The 15,105-nt window shown below is 43.3% G+C and carries 13 protein-coding genes and 1 pseudogene; 6 read left to right on the top strand and 8 right to left on the bottom strand.

Features of this window, described 5'->3' with window-relative positions; all coding sequences use genetic code 11:
- Window positions 1-154: 154 nt before the first annotated feature.
- The 3 genes from AC6IZ0_RS03730 to AC6IZ0_RS03720 all read right to left on the bottom strand — a co-directional run bounded on the left by AC6IZ0_RS03730 (window position 155) and on the right by AC6IZ0_RS03720 (window position 2,475).
- Window positions 155-484, bottom strand: coding sequence for a ribulose bisphosphate carboxylase small subunit (locus AC6IZ0_RS03730; protein WP_271734466.1), 330 nt, complete (start codon window positions 482-484; stop codon window positions 155-157).
- A gap of 58 nt (window positions 485-542) precedes the next feature.
- Window positions 543-941, bottom strand: coding sequence for a RuBisCO chaperone RbcX (rcbX, locus tag AC6IZ0_RS03725; protein ID WP_497725148.1), 399 nt, complete (start codon window positions 939-941; stop codon window positions 543-545).
- Window positions 942-1,044: 103 nt separating this feature from the next.
- Window positions 1,045-2,475, bottom strand: a complete 1,431-nt coding sequence (locus AC6IZ0_RS03720) for a form I ribulose bisphosphate carboxylase large subunit (RefSeq protein WP_271734461.1) — start codon at window positions 2,473-2,475, stop codon at window positions 1,045-1,047.
- A 755-nt stretch (window positions 2,476-3,230) separates the two neighbouring features.
- On the opposite strand from AC6IZ0_RS03720, the gene panB reads away from it, so the two are divergent.
- The 6 genes and pseudogenes from panB (at window position 3,231) to queA (ending at window position 9,468) form a co-directional block, all read left to right on the top strand.
- Window positions 3,231-4,001, top strand: a complete 771-nt coding sequence (gene panB / locus AC6IZ0_RS03715; RefSeq protein WP_280791961.1) for a 3-methyl-2-oxobutanoate hydroxymethyltransferase — start codon at window positions 3,231-3,233, stop codon at window positions 3,999-4,001.
- A 35-nt stretch (window positions 4,002-4,036) separates the two neighbouring features.
- Window positions 4,037-4,855, top strand: a complete 819-nt coding sequence (locus AC6IZ0_RS03710) for a Uma2 family endonuclease (protein WP_497725147.1) — start codon at window positions 4,037-4,039, stop codon at window positions 4,853-4,855.
- A 117-nt stretch (window positions 4,856-4,972) separates the two neighbouring features.
- Entirely contained in the window at window positions 4,973-5,230 is a 258-nt protein-coding gene (locus tag AC6IZ0_RS03705) for a ketopantoate reductase C-terminal domain-containing protein (RefSeq protein ID WP_497725146.1), read from the top strand.
- A gap of 569 nt (window positions 5,231-5,799) precedes the next feature.
- Window positions 5,800-7,379, top strand: a pseudogene (gene serA / locus AC6IZ0_RS03700) (phosphoglycerate dehydrogenase).
- Between the two features lie 47 nt (window positions 7,380-7,426).
- A complete protein-coding gene (prmA, locus tag AC6IZ0_RS03695) occupies window positions 7,427-8,323 on the top strand; it encodes a 50S ribosomal protein L11 methyltransferase (protein ID WP_271734454.1) in 897 nt (298 codons plus the stop codon).
- A gap of 11 nt (window positions 8,324-8,334) precedes the next feature.
- Window positions 8,335-9,468 (top strand): tRNA preQ1(34) S-adenosylmethionine ribosyltransferase-isomerase QueA, encoded by a 1,134-nt coding sequence (gene queA / locus AC6IZ0_RS03690; protein WP_497725992.1) that lies wholly within the window; start codon window positions 8,335-8,337, stop codon window positions 9,466-9,468.
- Here the strand turns inward: queA and AC6IZ0_RS03685 are convergent.
- The 5 genes from AC6IZ0_RS03685 to AC6IZ0_RS03665 all read right to left on the bottom strand — a co-directional run bounded on the left by AC6IZ0_RS03685 (window position 9,443) and on the right by AC6IZ0_RS03665 (window position 14,932).
- The gene (locus tag AC6IZ0_RS03685; RefSeq protein WP_497725145.1) at window positions 9,443-10,651 is read right to left on the bottom strand and encodes a GNAT family N-acetyltransferase; all 1,209 of its coding nucleotides are present in this window, start codon (window positions 10,649-10,651) and stop codon (window positions 9,443-9,445) included. The two genes, queA and AC6IZ0_RS03685, sit on opposite strands and share 26 nt — an antisense overlap.
- A 75-nt stretch (window positions 10,652-10,726) precedes the next feature.
- A complete protein-coding gene (locus AC6IZ0_RS03680; protein ID WP_497725144.1) occupies window positions 10,727-13,234 on the bottom strand; it encodes an SGNH/GDSL hydrolase family protein in 2,508 nt (835 codons plus the stop codon).
- Complete coding sequence (locus AC6IZ0_RS03675; protein WP_497725143.1) at window positions 13,122-14,072, bottom strand: CARDB domain-containing protein; 951 nt, start codon at window positions 14,070-14,072, stop codon at window positions 13,122-13,124. Before AC6IZ0_RS03675 ends, AC6IZ0_RS03680 begins: the two co-directional genes overlap by 113 nt.
- Complete coding sequence (locus AC6IZ0_RS03670; RefSeq protein ID WP_497725142.1) at window positions 14,041-14,487, bottom strand: CARDB domain-containing protein; 447 nt, start codon at window positions 14,485-14,487, stop codon at window positions 14,041-14,043. Before AC6IZ0_RS03670 ends, AC6IZ0_RS03675 begins: the two co-directional genes overlap by 32 nt.
- 115 nt (window positions 14,488-14,602) lie before the next feature.
- Window positions 14,603-14,932 carry a hypothetical protein gene (locus tag AC6IZ0_RS03665; RefSeq protein ID WP_497725141.1) on the bottom strand — a complete coding sequence of 110 codons (330 nt, stop codon included), beginning with the start codon at window positions 14,930-14,932 and terminating at the stop codon, window positions 14,603-14,605.
- Between the last annotated feature and the right edge of the window lie 173 nt (window positions 14,933-15,105).

Below are 15,105 nucleotides of genomic sequence, written 5' to 3'. Positions count from 1 at the left end.
TGATTGAGTCGTTGAATCATCCTTTCCAGTTAGGTGTTCAAAGTTGATGATGTGGCCTTGAGCTAAAATTTACCGCACCTGTGCCTGAATAAATAAGAGAGGTACATAATTATACCTCTCTTTAAGGGAAAAAATTAATTCAACTTCTCAGATTTTAGTATCTGCTGGGCTTGTGAACAATAAAGCTGAGAACTTGACACTGCTTGATGTTGTCAAAACCTACAACACGAATATAGCAGTTACCATACTGAGAACGGCAAGATTGAACTTCGCTGAGTACATCGTGAGTAGATGTGGCGTTGAATAAAGGTAACTTCCACATTGTCCAGTACAATTCTGTGGGTTCAGAAGTTTCGTTGAACTCAACAGCAGGAATGTAACCTTGACTCAAAATGTACTGAACTTGCTTGGCAATTTGAGCATCAGTAAGAGCTGGTAAGTAGGAAAGGGTTTCGTAACGACGCTCTTTTGGTAAAGTTTGCATAGCTTTTGATAATGGTTTGGGATTGATAGTAGTTTTTCAGTTATTAGTGAACCACTGTTCACTCTTCACTGTGGGGATCTGAACTTGTCTGCTGTTCCCGGTGCGGACTGGGGTTAGATGTATCTAGTTGTGTTATGCGTTCTAGATGCTGGCGACGTTGCTCCATATTGGCTTGTTGAATGCCAGTACAAACCATTTCTGGCAAAAATTCGGCTATTTCTGCGGCTATGTGTTCTCTGACGGTCATGAGCCGCAGTGCCAAATCTGGCTTTTCTTGGAGCAGTTGCTCAAGATATGCTTCTCCGTCTTGGATTTTCCCCGCAGAAAAGTTTTGCAACCAATACGCTAAGGGAGGATTCGTTTCGCCTAGCTGTGCCAATACAGTCCGCAGCGCCTGATAAGTCAGGTAACTTTGGAGAGTTTTGGCTGTGTCTTTCGCAATTTGCTTTAGATTCATGCTTGACCCCAGCCCATAAAAAGTAAAAAGTCAAAAGTCAAAGGTTAAAAGAAAGAATGATTATTTTCTTGTACTCTTTAACTTTTTACCGGTTACTTGAGGATCAGACAGTATCCATGGCCTCGAACTCGAACTTGATTTCTTTCCACAGTTCGCAAGCAACAGCCAACTCAGGGCTCCACTTAGCAGCTTCGCGGATGATATCGTTACCTTCACGAGCGAGGTTGCGGCCTTCGTTACGAGCTTGGATACAAGCTTCTAGAGCTACGCGGTTAGCGGTTGCACCAGGTGCGTTACCCCAGGGGTGACCCAGTGTACCACCACCAAACTGGAGTACGGAGTCATCGCCGAAGATTTCTACCAGTGCGGGCATGTGCCATACGTGGATACCACCAGAAGCAACTGCCATTACACCAGGCATAGAAGCCCAGTCTTGGGTGAAGTAGATACCGCGAGACTTGTCTTGCTCAACGTAGTTTTCACGTAACAGGTCCACGAAGCCCATGGTAATACCACGTTCGCCTTCCAACTTACCAACTACTGTACCGGTGTGGATGTGGTCACCACCAGACATCCGTAGGGTTTTAGCCAATACACGGAAGTGGATACCGTGGTTCTTTTGACGGTCGATAACGGCGTGCATAGCGCGGTGAATGTGCAGCAAAATGCCATTATCACGACACCAATGAGCCAAGGTGGTGTTGGCTGTGAAACCTGCGGTGAGGTAGTCGTGCATGATGATGGGCATCTTCAGTTCTTTAGCGAACTCAGCCCGTTGCAACATTTGTTCACAGGTGGGGGCGGTAACGTTCAGGTAGTGACCTTTGATTTCGCCGGTTTCTGCTTGTGCTTTGTGGATGGCTTCTGCTACAAACAAGAAGCGATCGCGCCATCTTTGGAATGGTGCAGAGTTGATGTTTTCATCGTCTTTGGTGAAGTCCAAACCACCGCGCAAGCACTCATATACAGCGCGTCCGTAGTTCTTAGCAGACAAACCTAATTTGGGCTTAATGGTACAACCCAACAAAGGACGACCATATTTGTTTAATTTGTCACGTTCTACTTGGATACCGTGAGGAGGTCCTTGGAAGGTTTTCAGGTAAGCAACGGGAATCCGTAAGTCTTCTAGACGTAGCGCCCGCAAAGCTTTAAAACCAAATACGTTACCTACAATAGAGGTCAACATATTGGTAACGGAACCTTCCTCGAATAGGTCTAGAGGATAAGCAACATAGGCGATGTACTGGTTATCTTCACCAGGAACGGCTTCGATGTCGTAGCAACGACCTTTGTAGCGATCTAGGTCTGTGAGCAAGTCTGTCCATACAGTTGTCCAAGTACCGGTGGAAGACTCAGCCGCCACAGCAGCACCCGCTTCTTCTGGGGGAACTCCAGGCTGGGGAGTCATCCGGAAGGCGGCTAGAAGGTCTGTATCTTTAGGTGTGTAATCTGGGGTGTAATAAGTTAGTCTGTAATCTTTAACCCCGGCTTGATATCCTGATTTGCTCTGGGTCTTCGTTTGAGCGTAAGACATAAATTCCCCTTCCAAGAAGTCACTCTATTAATTACTTAATCAAATCACGTTCTGTGCAACTTTTTCTCACTCCCGCTTTTTACCCTTATTGATTGGGCGAAAAATCAGGAAAAATTTTTTGTTAGAGGTTGGTTTTGGCGGGTAGATTTTCTGGCAACGAAACATTTATTTACAAATGTTCTCCCCAAGCTGGGGTGCATCAAGCCCGTCATGCTGTTTCCTCATCCCGTAAATAAAAATTCTCTTTTAACTCTTTCTCTTACCCCGCTAAATTTTTGTCTTTACACCGCTGTCTGAGGATGGTCACAGGACTATTACCCCACATAACGGCGTTTTTAGCTGACTGGGTTGATATCCCAAGGATAGACTCGGTGATCTATTCCCCTCATAATGGGGGAATAGATCACGGGAGAATTTGCTTGACATAAACTCGGCAGAGTGATAAGCGAAAGAAAAAGAAATTGCACACCACGTCATTTGTATGTTGTCTTACAATATATCAAGAATTTGATAAGTTATTCTTTCAAAGTTTTTAACTTATTTATTTAAATTTGTTATTACATAAAGTTTTAAACATTTTGTTAAGACTGATTTACAAAAGTCCAATTTAAATGTACCCAAGTGGGAGGAAATGGAGACGAGAGGAGGCATAACCCGAAAATGTACCGGAGAATAAACTAGACTATACTCAATGTCCACAGCTTCCCCACTCTCGCGTACAGAAGGCATAAGTCTCGCGTCTACCTAGTTCAACAATGGCAATTACTACTGGGCAATTAATTCAATGGAAACAACAGGGGCGGTCAATCGTCGCCTTGACTGCTTGGGATTATGCGATCGCCCAACTTCTAGATGCAGCAGGGGTAGACTTAATCTTAGTGGGGGACTCACTGGCGGTGATTTTAGGTTACGAAACAACACTACCAATTACCCTAGAGGAAATGCTGCACCATGCTAAAGCTGTGCGTCGTGGTGTCAAACAGGCTTTAGTGGTGGTTGATTTACCATTTTTAACTTACCAAGAAAGCATCTCACAGGCGATGCACTCAGCCGGATTAATTTTGAAGGAAACAGGAGCCCAAGCAGTTAAGTTAGAAGGTGGTTATCCCGCCATGGTAGAAACCATTGCTCGACTGGTACAAGCGGGGATCCCAGTCATGGGTCATGTCGGTTTGACACCCCAATCAGTACATCAACTGGGACTAAGACAACAGGGAAAAACTCAGGACGCTAGGGAGAGAATTTTCCATCAGGCCATGGCTCTAGAACAAGCCGGTGTATTTTCCATTGTTTTAGAGCATATACCCGCAGATTTAGCAAGCAAGATTACACAAAAATTAAATATTCCCACGATTGGCATCGGTGCGGGAGTTGATTGTGATGGACAGGTGTTAGTCACCTCGGATGTCCTAGGTTTGGGAGAAAAGCACCCACCCTTTGCAAAAGTTTACACAAATCTGCGAGAGACAATTACCAAAGCGGTGAAAGATTACGCATCAGAAGTGCGCGATCGCCAGTTTCCCTAACCCAATATACTGAAATATTAGGAGTAGTTAATTAAATGTTGGTACAAATTCCCCCTACTCAAAAAACACAAAAAGAATTAAATATTACTTGGGAAGCTCTTCCCGCCGAATTCATTCTACCCGATGATCCAGTGGAAAATATTCAACAACCGGCGCTGGCTTCGGCACTGACCGATGCACTAGGAGCCACACAACGCATCCAACCCCAGATGTTAATTGCTTCTAACTTCGGTCTAGTAGCGACAGTCAACAAAAAAATAGTTGTCAAAGCGCCTGACTGGTTGTATATTCCCCAAGTCCAACCCCTAGCCTCTGGGGTGATTCGTCGTAGTTATACCCCCCATTTAGAAGGTGATCCTGTGGTTGTAGTCATGGAATTTTTATCAGACACAGAAAATGGAGAACTATCAATCCGTTCAACGCCACCTTACGGTAAACTATATTTTTATGAACATATTCTTAAAGTTCCCACTTATATCACCTATGACCCCTACGAAGTGATTCTAGAAGTCAGGTGTTTAGAAAACGAAAAATATAGCTTAATGACGGCAGATGACAATGGTCGTTACTGGATTGAGCAATTAGAATTATTCCTGGGAGTTTGGCCAGGTGAGAGACTATGCCAAAATATGAATTGGTTGCGGTGGTGGGATAAAGAAGGTAATTTGTTGTTGTGGAGTAGTGAGCAAGCGGAACAGGAACGCCAACGGGCTGAACAAGAACGCCAACGGGCTGAACAAGAACGCCAACGGGCTGAACAAGAACGCCAACGGGCTGAACAAGAACACCAACGCGCTGAAATACTAGCAGCAAAGTTACGTGAGCTAGGTGTTGACCCTGATGGGATGGTATAGTATCATATACTTAGATATGATAACTGGAAAAGACGAGCATCCAGCATTATTAACAGCAGCCCAACTAACTTTGACATATGAGCAAGTGAAGTCAAATGTATTCAGTCTAGCTGCACAATGGATGGGCGACCTACAGAAGTTGAGGGGATTCTGGGAGCGGTGATTGAACTGGGAAAACTCACCCACATCCCCACACCCTATATGGATAGAGTATACGCTAATTTGACACTCCCCACGTCTAAAGCCGGGGGATTCTTGAAGAGTCACCAAACTGACCTTCAATGGTGCTGGCAAAAACACCCTACACGCTCAAAACAACTACCAGTACAAAAGGTAATGCAATTGCGCTTACTTTTATTTTTTTTGCTTTGGTGAGTCCATCGCAATGCCAGTTAGGTACGCTCAACATCCTGCCATTATTTGCCCTTTAACTATTCCAAATCAAGTTGGATATGTCCGTTGCCGGGATTTCTCCGCACTAGGATGAATTATCACGTAGATGGTTATTCTTACTGCCTTTGGCAATTATACCACTGTGGCTAAAGCAAGTCAATCGTTCTAATGCGACTAAAGTCGCTATCGACTTATCCCCATGTCTAAAAGCCATTGGCTCAGGTCTCGTTTTCTGGTCAAACTACTAGAAAAAACTTTACGCCATTATTTATAAAAATATTAGCTTTGTAGCTATGATCATGGTTTATATTACCGGAAGGGTGCCACAAATCACTAATAGTCTATGGCTGACGCCACGCTACGGAATCAGATCCGATAAACCAGTACCGGAATATCTGTGCAACTGATGCTTTCTTACTTGTACCATCACCAGGTAAGAAGTTGATATGAAAATGCTAAATTTTAAACTCCTGCTCAATTGCCACAGATAAAGACTAAACTAAAAAGTCTTGTGCTGCATAACCTGTAAATTGCCAAAAAATCAAGTAATCATGTCCAAGGTTCTCGTCTCCGATCCTATTGACCAAGCTGGAATTGACATTCTCACCCAAGTTGCTACGGTAGATGTCAAAACAGGTCTCAAACCAGCAGAACTGATCGAAATTATTGGTGAATATGATGCGCTGATGATCCGCTCTGGTACGCGGGTTACACAAGAAATTATTGAAGCTGGTACCCAGTTAAAAATCATCGGTCGTGCTGGTGTGGGGGTGGATAATGTCGATGTTCCCGCAGCGACCAGGCGCGGAATTGTCGTTGTCAATTCGCCAGAAGGTAACACCATCGCCGCTGCGGAACACGCCCTGGCGATGATGTTATCTTTATCTCGTCACATCCCCGATGCTAACGCTTCTGTGAAAAGCGGTGAGTGGGATCGTAAAACTTTCGTAGGGGCGGAAGTTTATAAAAAAACTCTCGGTGTTGTGGGTTTGGGTAAAATCGGTTCCCATGTTGCAGCAGTAGCTAAAGCTATGGGAATGAAACTCTTAGCTTACGATCCTTTTATCTCCAGAGAACGAGCCGAACAACTTGGCTGTCAGTTAGTGGATATGGATTTACTGATGCAACAAGCTGACTATATCACGCTACACATCCCCAAAACACCAGAAACCACCCACTTAATTAATGCTCAAAGTCTAGCAAAAATGAAACCCACAGCCAGAATAATTAATTGCGCTCGTGGTGGTATCATTGATGAAGCTGCTTTAGCAGCGGCAATTAAAGAAGGTCAAATTGCCGGTGCTGCGTTGGATGTGTTTGAGTCAGAACCACTGGGTGAGTCTGATTTGCGATCGCTCGGTAAAGAAGTCATCCTTACCCCCCATTTAGGACCTCCACAACGGAAGCACAAGTAAATGTAGCTATTGATGTGGCCGAACAAATTCGCGACGTTCTCTTAGGACTACCAGCGCGTTCAGCAGTGAATATACCCGGATTGGGTCCGGATGTCCTAGAAGAACTCAAGCCTTATATGCAGCTAGCAGAAACCCTGGGTAAACTGGTGGGACAGCTAGCTGGTGGAAGAGTGGAGTTACTCAATGTCCGACTACAAGGTGACCTCGCAACTAATAAGAGTCAGCCTTTAGTTGTCGCCTCCTTGAAAGGACTACTTTACCAAGCCTTGCGGGAACGGGTGAATTACGTCAACGCGAGTATAGAAGCCAAAGAGCGGGGAATTCGGGTGATTGAAACCCGGGACGCTTCAGCTCGTGACTACGCTGGATCTTTGCACCTGGAAGCTACAGGTACTTTGGGAACTCATTCGGTAACAGGCGCTTTATTAGGGGACAAAGAAATTCACTTAACCGACGTTGATGGTTTCCCCATTAATGTACCCCCCAGTAAATATATGCTGTTTACTTTACACCGTGATATGCCGGGAATTATTGGTAAACTTGGTTCGCTCCTGGGCAGTTTTAATGTCAATATTGCTAGTATGCAGGTAGGCCGTAAAATTGTCCGTGGTGATGCTGTCATGGCTCTGAGCATCGATGATCCATTGCCGGATGGCATTTTGGATGAAATTGTCAAAGTACCGGGAATTCGGGACGCATACACAGTAACTTTATAAACTTGAAGAAATGAGGCCTGCCTCATTTCTTGAAATCAGAAGTAAATATGACAAACAGTTGGTGGGAATTACAGATTTTATGTGATCCAGCCCTAGAAGATTCTATCTTTTGGCGACTGGAAGATTTTGGCAGCCGTGGTACAGCCAGCGAGGGTAAAGGTGATTTGTGTCTGGTGAAGGCTTACCTACCAAAATTGCCAGGAGCAACTCTAGATTTAGAGTTGCTCTCTAGCCAGTTGCATGAAGATGCTGTGTGTGTGGGCTCACCTATCCCTACTCTCAGTTGTGAGTTAATTAACGAGGAAGATTGGGCTACTAGTTGGAAACAATACTGGCAACCGGAAAAAATAGGCGATCGCTTTTTGATTAATCCCGCCTGGCTACCAATACCCGCCGCACCGGAACGCCTGGTAATTCTTCTAGATCCTGGCGTAGCATTTGGTACAGGAAATCATGCCACAACCCAATTATGCTTGGAATCCCTAGAAAAGGTGGATTTTCAGGGTAAAAGTGGTCAGTTAGTTGCTGATATCGGCTGTGGTTCTGGTATACTTTCCATAGGAGCATTACTACTGGGGGCAAAAAAAGTTTATGCAGTGGATACTGACCCCTTAGCGGTGCAATCAACTGTGAGTAATCGTGACATGAATCGGATTAGCCCAGTATCCTTAGTACCGGCGGAAGGTAGTGTAGATATGGTCATGGAAGGGTTACAAGAACCAGTAGATGGCATTGTTTGTAATATTTTGGCTGATGTGATTATTCAGTTGCTTCCACAAATGAGCAACATCACTAAACCCAGTAGTTGGGGAATTTTTAGCGGGATTTTAGTAGAACAATCTCAAACTGTGGCTGATGCCTTAGAAAAAAATGGTTGGATTGTTGATAACCTGTTAAAAAAGAAAGAATGGTGTTGCCTGAATGTGCGGCGTTCTCAGAGTTAGTGATGAATTCAATGGAGCAACAGATAAGACATAGTAATTTACCGGTAACTGCTACCACAGAAACACCAGATGTGAGTTTAGACTACTCATTGAGTGGGTATGATTATATATTACCAGAGGAACTAATTGCTCAAAATCCCGTATTTCCCAGGGATAGCTCCCGTTTATTAGTGGTAAATTCCTCTACCGAAACTGCACCTGTACATCATGTTTTTCGAGATTTACCAGATTTGTTACGCCCTGGTGATTTGCTGATTGTCAATGACACAAAAGTAATTCCAGCTAGGCTGTATGGCAGTAAATCTACTGGTGCTATGGTAGAGGTTTTGCTTTTGGAAGAACGAAAATATAACTGTTGGTTAGCTTTAGTTAAACCCGGGAAACGCTTCAAAATAGGATCTAGAATTTTTTTTACATCTAAAGATTCTCTACAAAATCCCAGTACCCTAACTGCTACTGTTTTAGCAACCGACCCAGCTACGGGAGGGCGTTTATTAGATTTTGATGTCCCCGATGGGAAACCTTTGATAGAGGTTTTAGAGCAATTCGGTGAAATACCTCTACCGCCATATATTACCTCATCCACTGCTGCTGATGAACAATATCAAACGGTTTACGCCCAGCAACCAGGAGCGATCGCCGCACCTACAGCAGGATTACATTTTACCCCAGAGTTACTAGATAAGTTACGCGATCGCGGCATTAATCAAGCTTTCATCACCTTACACGTGGGGGTAGGGACATTTCGCCCTGTGGAAATAGAAGACGTAACTAATCACCAGATGCATCAAGAATGGATTTCGGTTCCCCCCACTACGGTAGAACAAATCCGCGCCACCAAAGCAGCGGGGGGTCGAATTATTGCAGTGGGGACTACAGTAGTCCGCGCCTTGGAAGGAGCAGCACAGTCTGGGGATTTACAATCATTCTGTGGTCAAACAGATTTATTTATCTATCCGGGTTACCAATGGCGGGTAGTAGATGGTTTAATTACCAATTTCCACTTACCGCGTTCTAGTTTGTTGATGCTGGTAAGTGCGTTGATTGGTAGGGAGCGGTTGTTAAATATATACCAACAAGCTATAGCTGGGAAATATCGCTTTTATTCTTTTGGGGATGCTATGTTAATTCTTCCGGGATTTTAATACTGGGGGAAGTTTGACTAAATGGTAAATCTTGATTGATGGCTTCTATCTCCTGCTGTTCTAGTTGATTTACTTCCTTAAGATAGGGATGGAGAATTTTTTCTAAGCGCCGATTGTAAAAGCGGTGCAAACTATAATTGGGTGTAGCTGGGAAACCACGGCGTTTTTTATGTCGTCCCCCAGCACCAGGATCGAAGCTTTGGATACCATGGGCGATCGCCCACTCGATTGGTGTATAATAGCAAGCATCAAAATGTAAACAGTCTATTTCTTGAAAACTCCCCCAGTAGCGTCCATATAGGCGATCGCCTTTATACAAACAAAAAGACATACCTATAGGTTGCCCTTGATCTTCCTGATGATAAGCTGGGAAAAACACCACTCGATGGCGATAGTTAGTGTGTAGCTGCTCAAAAAACTGCTTTGTCAGGTATTTACTACCCCACCAGCCAAACTTATCACAAGTATCACCATAGAACTGGTACATTAAAGGAAATAAAGAGTGAGGAATTGCATCACCAGTCACCGGTTGAAATTCTAAACCCACCTTTTCCACAGCTTTGCGCTCTCGCTTGATATTGCGGCGCTGATTAGCGTTGAATAATTTTAAGTAATCATCAAAAGTTTTAAACTCCAGGTTTTCCCAAATGTAGCTATGGTGTAACCAAGTGGTAAAACCTTGGCGTTCTAGGACAGTGCGCCATTGAGGATCAACATAGAGAAAATGACACCCAGAAATTCCATGCTTACTACACCAAGAATCTATCTCATGTACCATCATGGCTGTAATGTAGTCTTCATCTTCCCCCGGAGCAATTAAAAAACGATAGCCTTCAGCGGGGGTAAATGGTGTCATTCCCAGTAGTTTGGGATAATATTGTATTCCCAAGCGATGGGCTAATTCTGCCCATTGCTGGTCAAAGACAAATTCACCATAACTATGTCCTTTCAGGTACAGTGGCGCTGCTGCTATCAAAGTCCCCTCTCGCCAAAGTGTTAAGTGATTGGGTAACCATCCGGTTTTCGCCGTCGCGCTCTGGGATATTTCCAAATTATTCAGCCAATCCCATTCTAAAAACGGGGTTTTCAGGGGTATTGCTAAAGCATCCCAAGCATTTTGGGGTACTTGTGCAATGTGGTTAATCCAGAGACTAGAGTAATTAGGTTTGATTTGTTTGACCATTGTAAGGTTTTTCTGGGGAACCAACTTCCTGATGACTAATTACTATATATTTTAGTCGCTGGGTGTTGGCGTAGCCTACCCCAGCAACCCGGAGGTGAAAGCATTAATTTCGGCTCCTGTATTTCTCGGTCCTGTGAGTTCACTAGTAAACAGATTAAAGGTAGTTTCCAGAATCGCATTGACGTTAGGATGATTCTTGAGTAACAATCCTTGACGAATTAAGAAGATATCCCCCCCTGTCACTTGACCATTACCATCAACGTCAAAAGCTAAGTTGTTGACCCCATTGGCGATCGCACTCCTTAAAGCTGCACCTGTGGTGTTTGTGGCTCCCACGGTTTCAGTGCTAAAGAGATTAAAGGAAGTTTGGAGAATCGCATCGACGTTAGGATTATTCCGTAACAGCAGATATTGGTCAATGAACAATAAATCAGCACCGGTCACCCTACCGTTACCGTCAATATCGGCGGGATTGAGGAGGTCTACTACTGTCAAGGCGAAGGTATCACCTACACTTGTACCCGCTGTATCTGTAGCAGTGAGGGTAATATCAACAGTACCGACATCTTCATTACCCGGTGTACCACTAAAGGTGCGAGTCACCGGATTAAAGGTTAACCATGAAGGTAAGGGTTCACCATTTTCTAATGTGGCTGAATAGGTAATGAAATCTGGAATCACCTGCTGATTCAGCAGTTGATTTCTCAAGTTTTCCGCAATAAATTGATGAGCTTTAGTAGTAGGATGTCTGTCATCCCAAAAGAAATATTCATCCGCAGATAGAGTTTCAATGATATTACTCAGAGGATTAGTATAATTAGTAAATCCGTAATCCTGGAGGACACTGTTATCTTCCTGCAGTAAAGCAAAGTTATCTATCAAAGATAAATTGACATTCAAACTGGGCGCTAAGTTGTTTAATGCTGCACTTAAAGCAGTATTAAAGCCCATAGTAATAGCTGTAGCACCTGGAGCATTAGGAGTATTTCTCAAACCAGGAAGAAATCCCAAGTCTGGCAAATTAGCTACCAAAATCTCTTCAGCGCCTGACTCTGCTAACATACCGATGGCACTACTGATATTATTTACAGCATCAGTGATAGCTTGGTTGACATCTGCTGGAATCGATAGAAAATCATTAGCACCAGCCCAAATCACATACAATCCATCTGCGCCAATAGGATTAGTAGCAGTTAAATCAATAAATTCCTCAACCTGGGTGAGTAATCCTGGTATAGGAAAGGGTAATAAAGGATTACTGCTAAATTCACTGGTCGTAGCACCGCCAAAGGCAAAGTTTTTCACAGTTTCGGTGGTAAATTCTAACTCATCGGCGAAATAATCAACCCAAATTAAACCGTTAGAAAAACGCCCCTGGTAATTTGGCGATGGAGGAAACAGGTTACCTGTAGCAGTGTATAACTTACCAGTATCAGAGAGACTATCACCGAAGATTACTAAATTTTTAAAGGGGTTAATTACATCTATATCGTTGAAAGTGCTTTCTGGGAAGGTGAAGTTAAAGCTTTCATCTTCTAGGGTGGTGATGTCGTCAATGGGATTAACTAAGGTTGGGGTATCATTGGATGTTCCCCCAATGGTGATGTTGGCAGTAAAGGTATTATTAGTCTCATCTGTTTCATATTGTCGGTTGTAGTAGTAATTGTCAGGATTTGTCACTACTAACAGATGATAATTACCCGCTGCTACATCATAAGGAATGAATATATTGCCTGTTAAGCTGTAACTTCCATCTATTGCCAAGGCGCTATTACCAGAATGGAAACTGGACACTAAGCGATCGCTATCATCCCATATGTCATCAGTGGATAGGTAAATATAATCATACCACTCCTCCTTAGCTATACCCTCTCCCTGATTAGTCACAGTCCAACTTACTTCTACAGACTCACCCCAACCTGCGGTACTGGTGGAAATTGTTGCTTCTGTGACTACTAAATCTGGTAAATCAACTTCGTTGATGGTAATGGGAACTGCAAAGGTATTATTAGTTTCATCTGTTTCGACTTGACCGTTCCATGAATAATCAGTGCGGAATAACAGGTAACGGTTGCCTGTGGCTGTATTCGGTAAGGTAATATTACTGCTGATGGTGTAGCTACCATCTGCTGCTAAGGGTGTTTGCTCAGAAATATATACATCTGATACATATGTATCCCAGTAATCATATACCTCATCATCTGAGATGTAAATAGCGTCCCACCAATCTGTTTGTGCTGTTACTATTCCCTGATTAGTGACAGTCCAGGATACCTCTATGGTACTACCTATGTTACCTGATGCTGGTGCGCTGGCGGTGGTGATGACTAAATCTGGTAAATCAACTTCGTTGATAGTAATGGGAACTGCAAAGGTATTATTAGTCTCATCTGTTTCATATTGTTGGTTGTAGTAGTAATAATCGTCAGGATTTGTCACTACTAGCAGATGATAATTACCCGCTGCTACATCATAAGGAATGAATATATTGCCTGTTAAGCTGTAACTTCCATCTATTGCCCAAGGGGCTATTACCAGCCCAGAAATCGGACACATAGCGATCGCTATCATCCCATATGTCATCTGTGGATAGGTAAATATAATCATACCACTCCTCTTTAGCTATACCCTCTCCCTGATTAGTTACAGTCCAACTTACTTCTACAGACTCACCCCAACCTGCGGTACTAGTGGAAATGGTTGCTTCTGTGACTACTAAATCTGGTAAATCAACTTCGTTGATGGTAATGGGAACTGCAAAGGTATTATTAGTCTTATCTGTTTCATATTGTTGGTTGTAGTAGTAATAATCGTCAGGATTTGTCACTACTAACAGATGATAATTCCCCGCTGCTACATCATAGGGAATGAATATATTGCCTGTTAAGCTGTAACTTCCATCTATTGCCAAGGGGCTATTACCAGCCCAGAAATCGGACAGGAAGTAATCGCTATCATCCCATATGTCATCTGTGGATAGGTAAATATAATCATACCACTCCTCTTTAGCTATACCCTCTCCCTGATTAGTTACAGTCCAACTTACTTCTACAGACTCACCCCAACCTGCGGTACTAGTGGAAATGGTTGCTTCTGTGACTACTAAATCTGGTAAATCAACTTCGTTGATGGTAATGGGAACTGCAAAGGTATTATTAGTCTCATCTGTTTCATATTGTTGGTGGTAGTAGTAATAATCGTCAGGATTTGTCACTACTAGCAGATGATAATTACCCGCTGCTACATCATAAGGAATGAATATATTGCCTGTTAAGCTGTAACTTCCATCTATTGCCAAGGGGCTATTACCAGCCCAGAAATCGGACACATAGCGATCGCTATCATCCCATATGTCATCAGTGGATAGATAAATATAATCATACCAATCTTCATTGGCTATAGCTTCTCCCTGATTGGTCACGGTCCAAACTTACTTCTACAGACTCACCCCAACCTGCGGTACTAGTGGAAATGGTTGCTGCTGTGACTACTAAATCTGGTAAATCAACTTGGTTAATTTCAATTGCTTGCGCCAAAACATTATTAGTAATATCCGACTCGTATAGACTATAATAGGAATTTGTCACTACCAACAAATACCCACTACCTGTAAACCCTGGGGGAACTGTGACTGTCTGTGAAGCTGTATAACTCTGCCCAGGAGCTAGTTGTTGATTATAATAATAGTTAGAATACTCACCTACAAATATATCATTCTCATCAAAACTCTCATCTAAGGAAAAATAAATCCTATCCCTCCACCAATAGTAGTTTGTCCCAGTTGTCTGACTACCTTGGTTAGTGACAGTCCAGGATATTTCCTGAGTTTCCCCCACCTCACAGATTCCGCCGCCGTAATTGAGGTGACGACTAAATCCGGTAAATCACCCAATAAATCAGAAGCACTGACCTGTACTGCTTGGACTGCTAGATTATCTTGTCTGTCTGTCTCTAATTGTTCACTATACTCATTGGCAACAACAAAAATATATCCAGTTCCGCTAAATCCGGGGGGGACGGTAATTTGAGCAGAGCCAGTGTAACTGTCCCTGGTGCTAATACCGCCCCTTCATATTCGTAACCACCTAAGTAAAAGTCATTGCCCAGTTGGTCATTAAGTGAAAAGTAAACCTCATCATACCAATATCTTCTCGTGGTTGCTGTTTCACCTTGGTTGGTGACCGTCCAAGAAACCTCATAGGTTTCGCCCCAAGTTACCTCTGTGGGAATTGTCAGGGAACTAATCACTAAGTTGGGATGGTTGGAAGCACTAGTTACCATAGATAAATCACCTTTTCCTAAAATATCTGTGAGCTACAAAAGTCAAGGGTTGTCCTATCCCTGAAGTTGAAAATGTAAATTTAATCTGTTACTATACGGGGCTGTTTTTGTTATGGCCGATGGCGATCGCACTATTTCCGCACATTGGAGATGTCCGCACCAGATGTTAATCT

This window comes from Anabaenopsis sp. NIES-4685, assembly GCF_059725405.1.
Note: the sequence above shows the minus strand (reverse complement) of the source record. Positions and strands in the feature narration are given on the sequence as shown.

Excerpts from the sequence above, each read along its gene's own strand:
- AC6IZ0_RS03730 (WP_271734466.1), bottom strand. The coding sequence starts at position 484 with ATGCAAACTTTACCAAAAGAGCGTCGTTACGAAACCCTTTCCTACTTA.
- rcbX (WP_497725148.1), bottom strand. The coding sequence starts at position 941 with ATGAATCTAAAGCAAATTGCGAAAGACACAGCCAAAACTCTCCAAAGT.
- AC6IZ0_RS03720 (WP_271734461.1), bottom strand. The coding sequence starts at position 2,475 with ATGTCTTACGCTCAAACGAAGACCCAGAGCAAATCAGGATATCAAGCC.
- panB (WP_280791961.1), top strand. The coding sequence starts at position 3,231 with ATGGCAATTACTACTGGGCAATTAATTCAATGGAAACAACAGGGGCGG.
- AC6IZ0_RS03710 (WP_497725147.1), top strand. The coding sequence starts at position 4,037 with ATGTTGGTACAAATTCCCCCTACTCAAAAAACACAAAAAGAATTAAAT.
- AC6IZ0_RS03705 (WP_497725146.1), top strand. The coding sequence starts at position 4,973 with ATGGATGGGCGACCTACAGAAGTTGAGGGGATTCTGGGAGCGGTGATT.
- prmA (WP_271734454.1), top strand. The coding sequence starts at position 7,427 with ATGACAAACAGTTGGTGGGAATTACAGATTTTATGTGATCCAGCCCTA.
- queA (WP_497725992.1), top strand. The coding sequence starts at position 8,335 with ATGGAGCAACAGATAAGACATAGTAATTTACCGGTAACTGCTACCACA.
- AC6IZ0_RS03685 (WP_497725145.1), bottom strand. The coding sequence starts at position 10,651 with ATGGTCAAACAAATCAAACCTAATTACTCTAGTCTCTGGATTAACCAC.
- AC6IZ0_RS03680 (WP_497725144.1), bottom strand. The coding sequence starts at position 13,234 with ATGACATATGGGATGATAGCGATCGCTATGTGTCCGATTTCTGGGCTG.
- AC6IZ0_RS03665 (WP_497725141.1), bottom strand. The coding sequence starts at position 14,932 with ATGGTAACTAGTGCTTCCAACCATCCCAACTTAGTGATTAGTTCCCTG.